The following is a 14198-nucleotide window of genomic DNA, read 5'->3' as shown; positions in this document are numbered from 1 at the left end:
CCCCTGCGCTCAAAGACTTCGATAGGTAGGGTTGCAGCCTCTACTTGCTACTGATTTACCGAAGTATCAAAACCGGGCATGGACTCACCCTGAGCAAGGTGGTCGTAGTGCTTCCAACAACAAGGTGGCGAATTCGGGAGTGGCCATAGGCGCCCATAACCAGAAGCGAGGTTCCTTGCGAGGCAAGCCAGTCGGGTATTGCCTCGTGTGCATCGCCTTGCAGCATCGCCACATTCACCTCGAAACCTGCGGCCTGCAAAACCTGCTGGGCTTCTTCCAGCGACCGACGCGCCTCGCTGTCGTCCGTGCCGCACCTCACGATAGTGCACGGCAGGCCCGCCAGCATGGGGCTGCGCGCCACCGCTTCGACCATCCTGATGGCCGTGGCACTGCCGTCATCGGCGATGGCGAAGTGCGCAGGCTCTGCAAATTCTTCCTTCGTCGCAACCAACACCGGGCACTTTGCTGCCCGCACGACGCGCTCCACGTGGTGGTCCAGATGCAACCTTCCCGCTTTGCTGGCGCGCTGGTGCTCGCCCAGAACCACCAGGCGCGCGTCGGGCTCCATCTCCAGCACCGTGTCCACCACCTCGCCGTGGCGCATGCGCCCATCCACCTGCTGTACCCCTGCGGACCGGGCACGCTCCTGCGCGCTCGCCAGCATCTGGCGCCCAGCCTCCTGGGCCAGTTTGCCGCGTCGGGCATCCAAGTCGCTCAACTGGCCTAGCAGTGCCTCTTGAGCGCCGAGGCCGATAGCGCCGCTGAAATCCGTTACAGCGGCCGCATCGGGATCGCGCTCCAGCACATGCAACAGCTCCAGCGGAACCCCAAGGCGCCGGGCCGACCAGGCGGCCCAGTCGATCACCGCGGGCGTTGTCGTCAGGCCATCGATACAAGCGTAAACCTTCTTCATTGGTGTCTCCTCAGTGCATGAGTTGTTCGACAGCGCCGGGCTTGTCGTGGACGGCGAACCGGTCCACCAGCGTGCTGCTGGCTTCGTCCATGCCGATGACTTCGACCTCCGTACCCTCGCGCCGGAACTTGAGCACCACCTTGTCCAGTGCGCCGACGGCGGTGATGTCCCAGAAGTGTGCACGCGTCACGTCAATGCGGACAAGGGGAACCACTTCCTTGAAGTCGAATGCCGAGAGGAAGGCTTCGGAAGATGCAAAGAACACCTGCCCCACCACCCCGTACACCCGCGTTCGGCCCTCGTCCCCGCTGCTGCGGTCCACACGCAGCACCCGGCCCACCTTGTGCGCAAAGAAGATGCCCGATAGCAGCACTCCCACAAACACTCCCTTGGCCAGGTCGTGTGTTGAGACTGTCACCACCACCGTGGCAATCATCACGATGGACGAGCTGGGCGGATGCTCGCGCAGCTTGCGCACCGAATCCCAGCTGAAGGTGCCGATGCTGACCATGATCATCACGGCCACCAGGGCGGCCATCGGGATCTGGCTCACCCAGCGGCCCAAAAACACAACCATGAGCAGCAATATCACACCAGCAGCAAGCGCCGACAGGCGCCCGCGCCCGCCCGACTTCACGTTGATGACCGATTGGCCGATCATGGCGCAGCCCGCCATGCCGCCGATAAAGCCCGTGGCAATGTTGGCAACGCCCTGGCCCATGCACTCGCGGTTCTTGTTGCTGGGGGTGTCGGTGAGATCGTCCACGATGGAGGCCGTCATCATCGACTCCAGCAAGCCCACCACAGCCAAGGTCATCGAATAGGGCAAGATGATCTTGAGCGTGTCCAGGTTCAGCGGCACGTCGGGCAACAGAAAGACTGGCAGGCTGCTGGGCAACTCGCCCATGTCGCCCACGGTGCGGATATCCAGCCCCATGGCGATGGAGACAGCGGTAAGGACGACGATGGTCACCAGAGGTGAGGGAATCGCCTTGGTGAGGTAGGGCAGGCCGTAGATGATGGCCAGGCCCGCTGCCGTCATGGCGTAAACCACCCAGCTCACGTTTGTGAGCTCGGGCAGCTGAGCCATGAAGATCAGGATGGCAAGCGCATTCACGAAACCCGTGATCACAGAACGCGAGACGAAGCGCATCAGCGCCCCCAGCTTGAGCACGCCCGCCAGGATCTGCAGCACGCCCGTGAGCACTGTGGCCGCAAGCAGGTACTGCAGGCCATGGTCCTTGACCAGTGTGACCATGACCAGCGCCATGGCGCCCGTGGCCGCCGAGATCATGCCTGGCCGGCCGCCGGCAAACGCAATGATCACGCAGATGCTGAACGAGGCGTACAGCCCCACCTTGGGGTCCACCCCCGCGATGATGGAAAACGCGATGGCCTCGGGAATGAGCGCCAGCGCCACGACGATGCCCGCGAGCAGATCGCCCCGGACATTGGCAAACCAGGTTTGCCGGATGGAAGAAAGATTCATGGGAAAAAGGCAACGCCACCGACGACGGCCGATGCGCTGCAGACTACGGAAACAACGAGAGAAATGCGCAGCGCCGAGCCGCCCGAAAGCAGTGACGCACGAAAGAAGAAAGTGAAAGCCCGCTAGAAAAGGGACTTGAAACGCACCAGGCTATGGCGGTGTGACGGAGCAGAAGTAGCCAAGCGGCAGCTCACGGTTCGGAACGAACACCGTGGCTTCGGAGCACTTGGACATGGATTGCAGCACCCAAGTATTGTAGACCGGCAGCGTAGCGCAGGACCTAAGCGAGTGCGGCATCGCTACCAGACTTGGTACTCTACGACCCCCACCTATGGGGAAGAAGCTCCGTCACGCGGTTTGCGCGGTGAGAGGGCAAGCGTTCGAGAATGTCCTTGAGGTAGGCGTAGGGGTCATGCCCATTGAGCTTGGCGGTCTGGATCAACGTCATGATCGCGGCCGCACGCCTGCCGGCGCGAAGGCTTCCGGCAAACAGCCAGTTGTTACGGCCGATGGCTATCGGACGGATCTGGTTCTCGATGTGGTTGTTGTCGATCGGAAGGCGTCCATCGAACACGAAGCGCGTCAGCGCCGCCCAGCGCTTGAGGCTGTAGTCGATGGCGCGCGCGGTGGCCGAACCCTCCGGCACCTTGTGTCTCATCTGCACCATCCAAAGATGAAGCGCTTCGAGTAGCGGTTTGGACCGAGCCTGGCGCCCAAGCAACCGCTCATCAGCGTTTGTGGTGTGCAGGTCCCGCTCGACTTCGTAGATCCTGCCAAACTGCTGAAGGGCACTCTCTGCGATCAAGCTCTTGCTGGCAGCATGCAGATCAAAGAACTTGCGTCTCGCATGGGCCCAGCATCCGACCTCGGTCACACCATGGCCCATCAAGGCCTTGTAGCCAGAGAAGTCGTCGCACACCAGACTGCCTTGCCACCCTTGAAGGAAGGTGCGGGCGTGAATACCGGCACGGCTGTCGCAGAAATCGTAGATCACCGCCCGAGTGTCTTCGAAGGCACCCGGTGCGTACGCCCACAGATAGGCACGATGAGTCTTGCCGATTCCAGGCTTGAGCATCGCGACGGGCGTCTCATCGGCATGGAGCACGGCGTGACTCAACACTTCGTCGCGAAGAGCGTCGACCAAAGGCTGCAGCTGCGCTCCACAGCTGCCAACCCACTGCGCCAGGGTTGAACGCGGAACCGCATAGCCAGCTCGACTGAAAATTGCTTCCTGGCGGTACAGAGGCAGGTGGTCTGCGAACTTGGCCACGAGTACGTGCGCGAGGAGGCCAGACGTTGGGATACCCTTGTCGATGATGTGCGCGGCCACGGGAGCTTGTACTAGCCTCTCACACCTCTTGCAGGCCCACTTGCCGCGGATGTGACGCTCTACCGTGAAAACACCTGGTGTGTAGTCCAGCTTCTCTGCGACGTCCTGCCCAACGCGCCTCATCTGGCAACCGCATTGACACACTGTCGATTGCGGATCGTGCAGGATCTCTCTGCGCGGCAAGCTCGGTGGCAGGTGTTGCCGCTTCGGTTGCAGCTTGGAACGAATGAACGAGGTGGGTGCGGGAGGGGCCTCGCTCTCGCAAGCAAGGTCTTCAATATCCAAGCCGTCGAGGAGACTGAACTGCTCTGCACTGAAGCGTTCCGATTGCGCTGCGAACTTCATTCGCTTGAGCAGTGCGTTCTCGTTCGTGAGCTTGTCTATCAGTGCCTGCTTGTGCTTCACCTCGGCAGCGAGCCGGACAGTGAGCTCGCGCAGCTGCACGGCGCTGAGACCATCCAGGGATTGCAATTGAGCCACCATGGCTTTGTAGTGTGCCGAAAGCCGCGTCACCTCGCATTGTCGATTGCCCGGATTGCAGCCTGTGCGCAGCGTCTCACACGATCGAGATGACACCATCTTCGCCAAGACGTTGCCATGGCAAGCCGAGGACCAAGGCGCTTAACTGGGACTGGCTTACGGAGTACTGATGCGCCCCTCCTGGGGTCGGCCAAACGAAGCGGCCTTGATGCAGTCTTCGAGAGCAAAGCCAGATGCCGATGCCATCGTGGACGAGCACCTTCAACCGGTTGCCACGTTTGTTGGCAAAGAGGTAGGCATGGTGGGGATGTGCGGATCCGAAGACGATGACCACGCGCGCCAACACTGACTCAATGCCTGCGCGCATATCTATCGGGGCAACCGCTAGCCAGGCCGAATCGATGCGGATCATCGCAGCCAATCGCGCAACCACGCGGCGCAAGACGAGGCGCTGTCCATCGGCCAGTGGATGGAGACCGCAGCCGAACCGCGACGAACTTCAATATGGATTGCCGCCCCAGTTTGCGCTGTGCCTGGCGGGCAGGCCTGGGGAGGCTCAGCCTCAATGACAGCAGCGGCAGGTAGTTGAAGTGGGATGAACTGCGGCGAAGTGACCTGACCAGCATCGCCCAAATTGTGCTGCCGTTCTTCACGAATCCAGCGATGGACCATGTTGGGATTTAGACCGTGGCTGAGCGCCACGCCCGCTACTGAGGCACCCTCCTGGGAACATTGCTGCAGCACCAAGGCCTTCATCTGCTTGCTGTACTCCCGACGCTTCGGGACTTCAAGTGTCGACTCTCTTTGCATCGTGTCCACGATCTCCTTCGTGGACACGATGCCCTACCTCTCGCCATTGCTCAAGATGGGATCACCGTTCGCTTACCCTCAGCCCGATCGAATACAGGGTGAGTCTTGGACTTGCGGCATAAAAACAGTCCAAGTTTTTATCCGCACTCCCCTCTGCGGTTTAGCTGGTCAAGATTGCATCGGCACCAACATATTAATGTGCTGATCATCTTCACGCTTCCTCCTAGCCGCGGGCTAAGCCCCGCCGTCACCAGCCGAAACGGCTCCGTTTTTGCGCGAGCACGAAGGCCCTGATGGAAGCGTTGAGGACATCTTCCGCGGGCAAACCTGGGGCGTTCTTCACCCCGGATTCATAGAAGCTGGCCAACCCGTATGCTCCGAAGACACTTACTGGTTGAATTCCGGACACAAGGGACCGCCAAATCTCTTCCGGCTTAGCACCAATGCAGTCACATGCCTTCTGAAAGCAATCGACGCCCCAAAAACTCGTAAACATCTTCACCAGATCAGGACCCAGTGCCGCGGATAGGTTTGCGAATCGTTCAAGTGCGATAAGAAGCCGATCTGGCCGCACCTCAGGAGCCCTACCTAACAAACCACGCATCACGATATCAGAGAAAGCTGCATACCCCGGAGATCTGTCATGGCCCATAGCGAGCCCTTTTTCCGAGTGACAACCGCGGCAGCGGCCCGGCAATATTCCCCGTCGGCTATCGCCAAAATCATATTCTTTGCCGCAATCACCGCAAGCAGTTTCGAGAAGAAGATCGTGAGTGGAGCATGTTCGGATGCCTGGGATCTGATGCAGAACACGGGCAAAAGCCAGTCCATATTGAAAACGGTCAGCCTCAACACATGATCGACAGATTCGAAACTTTGTGGTCGCACGGTACGTCATCGCCTTCACCTCATCCAGCACCGCCGCAGCCGGTTCTCGTACATTAAGCTTCGAAAGCAGCGCCTTCTCCCGGTCCTCTGTTAGCGTTGAAACAATGAGAGGTAGGCTGGTGAATTTCATTGCCGCCCACAAGGCGGTGCGACGCCCCTCAAGCAGCTGTGACGCTACTGCCTGAGCTTCCGAAATGTTAGAGCGCGTAGCCAGTGATGAGCAAAAATTGCCGCGTAGATACAGCATTGCATTTACAACTGATCGCAGTGTGCATCCGTCCGGCACCGCCGGCATCATCGCAGCCGCCAGTGTCGGCTCACTGCAGCGAGCTCTGGACTAGCTCTCACCCAATGGCGAACGGTACTCCCAGTCACGCCGATGATCCTCCCCGCTTGCCTTGAATTTCTTGCTTTTGCGAACGCATCAAGCACTGAGATTGGAATGCTTTCCATCTGAGACCAAAGGTGGAGCTGGTGGTCCACCATACTTTTTGCATGCGCAAAAAAACCCTCTATCGGTGACCACGCACGTTCCTGAAAGTAGGCGAGCAGGAACGCCCACTTCATTGGATTTCTTTCTGAACGCCTAGACCGCAGAATGTCGGTGATCCAGAATTCTGGAAACGCTACCTGTTCAGGTTGTACACGTCTGCACCACCCGGCCAAGGCAGAGCTTTGCCAATCTGAGTGAACTGCATGGGGATCCAAGCGCTTCACGTCCAGGGCGCCATAGCTCTCGCACACCACGATTTGCCCGCGCGCACGCAGGATGTCGGCATCCAGAACACCACTTTCGACGATGTACCGCGCAGCCACAGCGACGGAGCGCAGCGCCACAAACTCTGCTCCAGAAGCAATATCAATTTCCCGACTGTCGTCAGTACCAGGCAGAGACCAACTTTGCCGCTTGCCAATATGTTCGACGAGTGGTTGCCCATGCTCAGTACACACAACAACCCCGGGTAATTGATGGCTCATTCGCCAAAGCGCGATACCCAAAGAACTGCGATGCCGACTAGCGCACTTTGGGCAGTAGCGCAGGCTCAGAGGAATTCCTGATTTGGCGCTCACCACGAATGATGGCGGTATCTCACCGGTTTCGACACGCCGTCGATCCTCAGGCCGAGCAAGTGCCAGGAACGATCCAACGATCGTTCTGCCTCGCACAACCGCAAAGGGATGTCCCAATGTCGTACCAGTGACCGCGCTGAAATGGCCGAATGGGTTCGGCGAAATCCAGACCTTCGCCGCACTCGGCACACCGAACAATGCATTGCCCGAGCTTCGTGTTCGATTCATCGTCAATCGATGCCATCGACAGCACCACGAGTACAGCGTCTCATCTTCTGCCCATGATTGGACTATCGGAAGCCGTTGAGGAGTGCAGAGAGTTTCGTCAGACATTGGACGGTGGAGCCGAACCTTTTCCGGCTCGTCTTAGCCGCTCACGCTCCCAAATTTCCGCCAGATACGCTACTGGCTGATCAGTAAACTTCTGAGCGAGAGCTTTGAGGTCCTTGTTCTTGTACGCATCAATGAGCTCATGCATACCCACTATTGAAGGTGACCAGAATGCCGCGTCGAGGTGGGCCGTCGTTACGCAAGTGGATCCACCCATCACTGCTTCGATCAGCGTTTCCCGCCGATAGATACTTAAGACATCCGGGATGCCCCCAGTCCTGTCATACAACAATTGCTCCAGGTTAGATATTTTTTGGTCCGCTGCAGGAAGGGGGTTCCATCCCCAAACTCCCGGCACGAGGTCCAGCGCCCAATCCTCATCAATATCATCGTATGCAGGTGCGAAGTCGAACCGACCTGCATTCGTAAGCCGACGTAGATCTTGCGAGAAGCTCATGATGTGCTCGAAAGACATCGGATTTCCAACCAACACGAGCGGGATGCCGGCATTGAGAATCTTCAGAAAGACTGTGGAAAACTCGCTGCCCAAAACCTCCGATTTCACATTTCGATTCTGAACCTCCTCAAGTATGAGGAGTCCACAGCGATGAACGGCAAGCAAGGTAAGAACCTTCACCAAAAGCTGTTCCTGAGTCAGCTGCTTGGTAAGTTCTTTTGTGTAGGATGTTCCGAGCGCCTCGTCGATTTTCCAGACGATATTGATGAAAAGCCCTTTGCGGCTCGAATCCGCCGGCATTGGAACGCGCAGGTACACCAGTTGCTGCAAGTATTCCCATCCGCACTCTGTATTTGCCTTATGTTCGACACATTGAGGTAACAGGCGAAGAAACGCGTCGCATGAATGCGTTTTGGAGCAACCGGTTGGACCTCTGACTATTGCGCCAACTGCGCCGCCTCCCAGCCAGGGAATTTGGTCTAGATTCCGTTCATTTACGCGGTCGCCAAACATTGGCAACTCAAAAAGATACTTACGATTCGCAGCCGCCCGTGGATCACGACGTCGCAGGCTCGCAATCATCATGGCACTGAGCTTCAGAGCCAATCTAATTGACATGCGGGTTGGAATGAAGAGCTGATCAATACAATGGATCGAACTTTCTGTTAAGCGCCCTCCATTCTTAGACTGCATGACGAGCGGGTCGAAGTAGAGAACCTCGGCCCATTCCAAAAACGTTCTTTCAGGCAGCAGTGACCCGAGCAATGGATTCCCGTCGTCCGAGTTGAAGAGGGACTGCTGATGCGCTTTACTGTTCACCTTCTTCTAGCCCTTCTCGACGCAGCCATCAGGTCAGCGGTGACACTCACAACCAGTGGAGTGGGAGGCGGAACCCTCACGAACTTACTGTGCTCAGCCGTCGTTTGCGACGCTTGACCATCACCAATCCCCAGTCTCATCATTCGATTCAACTCCAGTTCGGTTTCACGGTTTTTGCGTTTCTCATAGCTTCTTCCATCAGGCACTTCGCCAGCCGAAGCGAGCACCATAGACTTCTTCTTGGCTGCTCGCGAGGCCTTGTTCTGCTCACGATTACCCGCGTAGAGTTGTGCATCCGATGAATCGAGGGAGCTACGCATGTCGGTGACGGTCGCCAAGTCGTCGTCAGTCATCAGCAAATACTCGAACAACGGCAGTTCATTCACAAGCGGATCGCTCGACTTACGATGGAGTTGTTGAAGCTTGTTGTCTTTGGAGACATAGCAAACAGCAAGATTTTGTGGGTCAAGTTGCACTTCGCACGGAAGACTCTTTCGACCCGCTCGCTCGCTCAAACCTGATGCTCTCAGCCACTCACTTGCATACACCAGATTGGGGATGAGTCGTCGGTCGTCCCGAGGATCAAACACGTGGATGCCGTCCCGTCGGACCACGCCTTTCAACTTGGGGAGACATTGCGTCAACAATGTGTCAAGGTGCGTTGGTTCGCTTGCCGCATAACCCTTCGAAAGCAGCCATTCATAAATTGCACGACGTGTAGGCTTCACCTCGTCTTGGCGCATCTCCACAGTTAGGAGGTGGTCCACAGGTTCTTCGTTGTTGTGGCGAAGGATTGCCTTGATAACAAACGGCATGTTCTCGTCAAAGGTCCTGCAAGCGTCTTGTTCTCTACGAGGCTCGCCACGCTCTCGTCGGCGGCCTTGTGTGGAACCGGCAGCGTGATGGTCAACAATTCGATGCAATGAATGGTGCGAACTCTCGGGGCCGGACTTCATATCTCCAGCATAGGAACGCACAAACTCGCTTGCGACCTCAGAGGCACTCATAGTCGAAATGCCCTTTTCACTTTTCAGTTCGCCGTTGTCGGCCCTAATGCGTTTAGGCAATCGCGAAAGCCACTCTTTCTCGGTGATGTGAATGCCATATCGAGCACAGAAATCGACCTTCGAACTAACGCAGTTAAGGAGCGCAAGCAGTGAAGTCAACGTGCTGGGATATTCATACCCGCAGTAGACACCCAGGATGTAGCCGCACCAAGCTTCTACGACGATGGTCCGATATGTCGACGGAAGGACCCGTAACCTGTTGATGCTGGATACGGGGGTCTGGTCTTCGCTCGTACTGTCGATCACCGCCACCTGGGCCAAAGCGTATATGCCATCCGTGGCGCGCCCGATCAGTGCTCGCTTCGTCAACCGATGGACTTGCTCGCCCATATTTACTCTTGAAGCGGACCAGCCCAGCAATTCCGCCGCCCATCGAAACTGCGCTAAGGTCGGACGCTGGTGAGGCGGCGTCAGAAAGTATTGGTTCTTATACGAGCCATTTGTCGGTTCTGAACCCGGCCAGTATTGGTGACAAGTCAGGAGGTATGCTGCCTTGACAGACACACCTTTCTTCTTGTAAGCCTTCCAACCTCTGGAAAGCTTATCCCGATCTACCTCTGTGATGACGTATTCGGGCTCGGCATCCTTGCGATTACTTTTGGCACTAGGCCTACCTGTTTTGACTGAAGGATACTTTCTGCTACCTCGCGCCCCTACGTCAGCCCAATTGGGAAGAAGCGCATTGGGGTGACCGCAACCGTATAAGTAGCGACGCATTGCCTGAACGATCACGCGACCGTCAATCACACCAGTTTTTTGTACGTGGGCTCGCACCTGCGCATTAAGCAATCCCAGTTCGAGAAGCTCGTACTCACCGAACTCACTCAGTATGGGAGCAATCAATGCCTTCTTTGCATCCCTATGCGCCCGCCACTCAGGCAGGTTTCGCCGGGTCTTGTCCAACGAAATGCATGTCTCCGCGAGTTGTTCATCAGTCAAAAGCCACTCGGCCGGTGGTACAAATTCGACCAGCGTGACTTCAGCACCGCCGCCCAGCTGCGGGATTTGTAATCTCTTCAATTTCTTGGGTGCGAGAAGCCGCCGGTCCCCTCCATTTTTGGAGTCACGCTTCTTGGTCGGCAATGGTATGTAGATGACATCGTCGCAATCACGACAGTCGTAGACAATGCGCCCGAGATCGTAGAAGTCCGCCGATAGATGAACTCGTATGAGCTTACCTTTGAGAAGCTCACGCATGCTCAACTCCCAAAAGCGCCATGCTCAGCGAACGCTTGAGCTTGTTCTCATCACGCTTCAGGGGCCGCGACATGACAATAGGGCGGGAGAAGTCCAAGTCAATGTGGCCCAACCAGGCCGCGGTTCGAAAGATGACTTCCACCAAGTGATCTGGAACCTTTGCCTTCTGCGCGGCAAAGTGTTTTGCAATGGACAGCGAGTCTGCGGCGACGCACATGAAGTGTTCGCTGAACTCTCGCATCGGTCCCACAATCGCCGGGTTCAACATCTCAGATCGAAGGGGTCTGAACCAATCCAACTGACCGATTAGATGGGCGCTGAAAAGCCTTCCATCCACCAGCACGTGCCGCGCACCCACGGCAGCGCTGTAGAGCCGCTCCATTTCGATCCGCTCAAGAATTCGCTCACGATTCGCAGCCTCAGTCAGTACGGCCCAAGGCTTGCAGCTCCAATGCACGAGCGAAGAGGACGCCCACATGCCCGTCGACAGCGTGAAGTCGATGGTGGCGACGAACGGCACGTTTGTACCTGGATAGACACCGTGTTTGATGCCCGCAGACTTGGCTATTTCCAAGAGGCCTGGCGCTTGGGGGAAGGCCCGGTCCAGGTCAGGATGACGACCCGTTCCGGGGTGTGGATGTTCCCATGGCCAAAACGGGTGCTGCTCGCGAATTTCATTGCACCGGAGCCAGAGCGCTACATTCGCAGCCGCGTGCTCAAGTCCTGATAGCAGGTTGAGCGATCGCGTGTAGACCGGTGAGGTCATGCAATGCAAGTTAGAGACGGGGGAACTAAGCTTGCGGCGGATACGAATCCAAGCCTGATAGTTTTCGTCACGGCCTGAGCCATAGCCTGCAGCTAGAAGGCGCTTCACCTTGGCCTCCGTCATTGTTCGGCTCATCTTGCATTGCCTGACACAGCTGCCGCGTTTCCACTTGCTCTGTGACCCTCCGTGCCATGTCTCGACGAGGCTGGCTTCCCATCTGCGACGTGGAAAGAGCCACAGCCTGAACCCTTGGGAAAAATGGAGATCGCGGTATGCCTTCCCGCTGCGTTTTGAAGTTGAGGAAGCGACGCACGCCCTGAGGGGGTGCAAAAAAGCAGCTTGTCGTTTGAGACGCAGCCGCCCCTTGTTGGGACTTGCATAAGAACTCCGAATGGTCTATCAATGAAAACCCAAGAATTTCTTGGGTGTGTTCATCCAGCCCAGCCCGAATCGCTTGACAGGGGGCGGGTATTCGGTTCATACTGCAGTTGTTATTCCGCCAAGAAAAACACTGCAGTTGAACTGCGCGAAAAAGCCTGATTTATTTCAGGCTTTTTCGTATCTGGACAATTTAATTCAATCTAGCATCAGCTCATGTACCGCCCTTGAGATTTGATTACACTTTGGAAAAGGTGTCTGCGAGAGATCATTCAGGCTGCGCGCCTGCACCCAAATTGGCAGCACTAGACTTGCTTTGAGCTTCAAGCAGCTTTTGCTTGATGGCTAATGCGCTCCCTCGGTTTCCCTTGAGTCGACCGGAGACAACCCCATAGACCAGATCTTTCGCAAAACCATGGGCTAGCGCCCATTCTCCTATGGTCGTCTTTGAGTCTGTGAACCATTGCCGGGAAGGCGTATGTTGCATTTTTCAGGGCTTCGCGAAATCCTAATTTGATCAAATCATAATCGCTCCCCGGGGCTTTCGGCAAGGCTCTAGATAATATTTTCGGAGAGCAATTCTGGCTCTGCGACATGCCAACATTAATTAATTGCGAAACTAACTTCATTTTTTGAAAATTCTCAAAAAACCGTCGTAACGCTTTTTGAAATTTATTTAAATCATATTGAGTCGTTACCACCCAGGCTATACCAGAGCTTGAGAAATTTGCCTTTGCAGCTCTCGCAACGCAGCGGAACTGAAGCCTACTGACCCACGGCTATCGCAGCACCAGCACCTGCGGGTGTTCACTCTCTGGAGAGCAGCCCTGCCGAAGGAGTCTCACGTGTCCGTCATTGGCGGGCTCGATACCACCCCAACGCGAGAAAGTCCCAACGAATGAGCGACCTACACGCTTCACGCTTGCCATAGTCATTGGCAGGCATGAAAAGGCCGCATTCAGTGCGATGTTGGAATATGCCAAAATCGCATTGAATGCTTGCAGTTTTCGCCGCGTAGCATGCAGAGAAAGCAGCTTTTGGCCCACGTACTCGGAGATTCCATGAGTCGATGCGATCAACAGATGAGATCTAGGGATGTTCTGGGGAGTGCTGGGCCGATGACTTTCACGGCGACCAATGCGCGGTTTTTGATGACCTTCAAATACGACGGGACACACCTGTGGTCGGCCGAAATCAAAGCATCCAGGGATGGGGGCACCACGCGCGACTTCACGAACATCTTGTTCATGGAGACCGATACAACAGCCAGTATCTTTGGAATTGAGGTCAACGACGAGGTACGGGACATCCGCCCCGTTGAGCTGGGAGAACCACAGCAGGCATTCATCCAGTTCCTTCGGCAGGAATCTGCCCGAGATTCAATCCTGCTTGGCCCGTTACAGAACCTTTTCTCTGGCCGCGAGTATTCTTGCGAACTGAAGGCCACCGCTTCTTATCTGGCGCTGCGAGAGTCCTACCTGCAGGCTGGCGTTGGCTTCTACGACGCCGAAGGCATCTACAACCGGTTGGCGATTGTTCCGGAGGACTGCTGACCTGTTCAGCGATACGGCACTTGGCTCAGACGTCTTGTCCAATGCCCCGATGGAGACCACAATGATCGCGCAGCAGATACACAAAACTTCACCTGTCGCCTGCACCCGTTGCGACTGGTTGGGTACGCTGGATCTCACAGCCCAGGGAGCGCGCTGCGCCGTGTGCGGCGCAATCGTGAATCCGTTGCGACAGAAGGGCTTGGACAACTTACGCACGCACTACCGCCTCCTCCTGAAGATGGGCCACCACATTGACTGGACGCTGGAGCGGCGAGCGAAAGAACAAGAGCGGCTGGAACGATTCTTCGGCGCCATCGACGAGCCGCTGCGCGGCCCCCAAAATGCACGCGGAAAGATCAATAGCGCGGAGTGATGCTTACGTCGAAACACGTCAATGAGTCTGGCTGACCTAGAGTCGAAATACCCGAAGATCTACACCCACTGCCATCCCAGAGGTGGTCCAGGGTGGGTGGCCCTACTGGACGTGCTGCTGGGGCACCTGCAAGCACAGGCGAATGCGGGCGGAATACAGGCAAGAGCGCTGCAGACGTGAGAAGTGGGGCCGACTAAGTTTGCGGTTTCATCCGCTTGATCCTGAGGATATGGCGGTGGTTGCTCGAACAGAACAACTGTCCGCTCAGACCTGCGAG

13 protein-coding genes are annotated in these 14198 nt (G+C 56.7%); 2 read left to right on the top strand and 11 right to left on the bottom strand.

Annotation, left to right across the window (positions count from 1 at the left end):
• Positions 1-55 precede the first annotated feature (55 nt).
• From N4G42_RS01670 to N4G42_RS25615, 11 genes are all read right to left on the bottom strand, one after another.
• Positions 56-913, bottom strand: a complete 858-nt coding sequence (locus N4G42_RS01670; RefSeq protein ID WP_121508538.1) for a universal stress protein — start codon at positions 911-913, stop codon at positions 56-58.
• Between the two features lie 10 nt (positions 914-923).
• Positions 924-2402, bottom strand: coding sequence for a SulP family inorganic anion transporter (locus N4G42_RS01665; RefSeq protein WP_121508539.1), 1479 nt, complete (start codon positions 2400-2402; stop codon positions 924-926).
• A 316-nt stretch (positions 2403-2718) separates the two neighbouring features.
• A complete protein-coding gene (tnpC, locus tag N4G42_RS01660) occupies positions 2719-4212 on the bottom strand; it encodes an IS66 family transposase (RefSeq protein WP_370110907.1) in 1494 nt (497 codons plus the stop codon).
• A gap of 76 nt (positions 4213-4288) precedes the next feature.
• On the bottom strand, positions 4289-4624 hold the full coding sequence (gene tnpB, locus N4G42_RS01655; protein ID WP_121508541.1) for an IS66 family insertion sequence element accessory protein TnpB: 336 nt from the start codon (positions 4622-4624) through the stop codon (positions 4289-4291).
• Complete coding sequence (gene tnpA, locus N4G42_RS01650) at positions 4621-5022, bottom strand: IS66-like element accessory protein TnpA (RefSeq protein WP_121508969.1); 402 nt, start codon at positions 5020-5022, stop codon at positions 4621-4623. Before tnpA ends, tnpB begins: the two co-directional genes overlap by 4 nt.
• A 247-nt stretch (positions 5023-5269) precedes the next feature.
• A complete protein-coding gene (locus N4G42_RS01645) occupies positions 5270-6040 on the bottom strand; it encodes a TniQ family protein (RefSeq protein WP_260665933.1) in 771 nt (256 codons plus the stop codon).
• A 164-nt stretch (positions 6041-6204) separates the two neighbouring features.
• Positions 6205-7314 carry a TniQ family protein gene (locus N4G42_RS01640; protein WP_260665932.1) on the bottom strand — a complete coding sequence of 370 codons (1110 nt, stop codon included), beginning with the start codon at positions 7312-7314 and terminating at the stop codon, positions 6205-6207.
• A complete protein-coding gene (locus tag N4G42_RS01635; protein ID WP_260665931.1) occupies positions 7307-8587 on the bottom strand; it encodes an ATP-binding protein in 1281 nt (426 codons plus the stop codon). Before N4G42_RS01635 ends, N4G42_RS01640 begins: the two co-directional genes overlap by 8 nt.
• Positions 8584-10851, bottom strand: a complete 2268-nt coding sequence (locus N4G42_RS01630) for a hypothetical protein (protein WP_260665930.1) — start codon at positions 10849-10851, stop codon at positions 8584-8586. Before N4G42_RS01630 ends, N4G42_RS01635 begins: the two co-directional genes overlap by 4 nt.
• Positions 10844-11617 (bottom strand): hypothetical protein, encoded by a 774-nt coding sequence (locus tag N4G42_RS01625; protein ID WP_260665929.1) that lies wholly within the window; start codon positions 11615-11617, stop codon positions 10844-10846. Before N4G42_RS01625 ends, N4G42_RS01630 begins: the two co-directional genes overlap by 8 nt.
• Before the next feature lie 646 nt (positions 11618-12263).
• On the bottom strand, positions 12264-12482 hold the full coding sequence (locus N4G42_RS25615; RefSeq protein ID WP_409557788.1) for a hypothetical protein: 219 nt from the start codon (positions 12480-12482) through the stop codon (positions 12264-12266).
• Between the two features lie 631 nt (positions 12483-13113).
• On the opposite strand from N4G42_RS25615, the gene N4G42_RS01620 reads away from it, so the two are divergent.
• Both N4G42_RS01620 and N4G42_RS01615 read left to right on the top strand, forming a co-directional pair.
• A complete protein-coding gene (locus tag N4G42_RS01620; protein ID WP_260665928.1) occupies positions 13114-13548 on the top strand; it encodes a hypothetical protein in 435 nt (144 codons plus the stop codon).
• 61 nt (positions 13549-13609) lie between these two features.
• Complete coding sequence (locus N4G42_RS01615) at positions 13610-13921, top strand: hypothetical protein (RefSeq protein ID WP_260665927.1); 312 nt, start codon at positions 13610-13612, stop codon at positions 13919-13921.
• Positions 13922-14198 lie beyond the last annotated feature (277 nt).

Origin of the sequence: Acidovorax sp. K2F (assembly GCF_025246485.1) — a bacterium.
Lineage (GTDB): Bacteria > Pseudomonadota > Gammaproteobacteria > Burkholderiales > Burkholderiaceae_C > Acidovorax > Acidovorax delafieldii.
The sequence above is the reverse complement of the archived record's forward strand: the minus strand, read 5'-3'. Positions and strand labels throughout refer to the sequence as shown.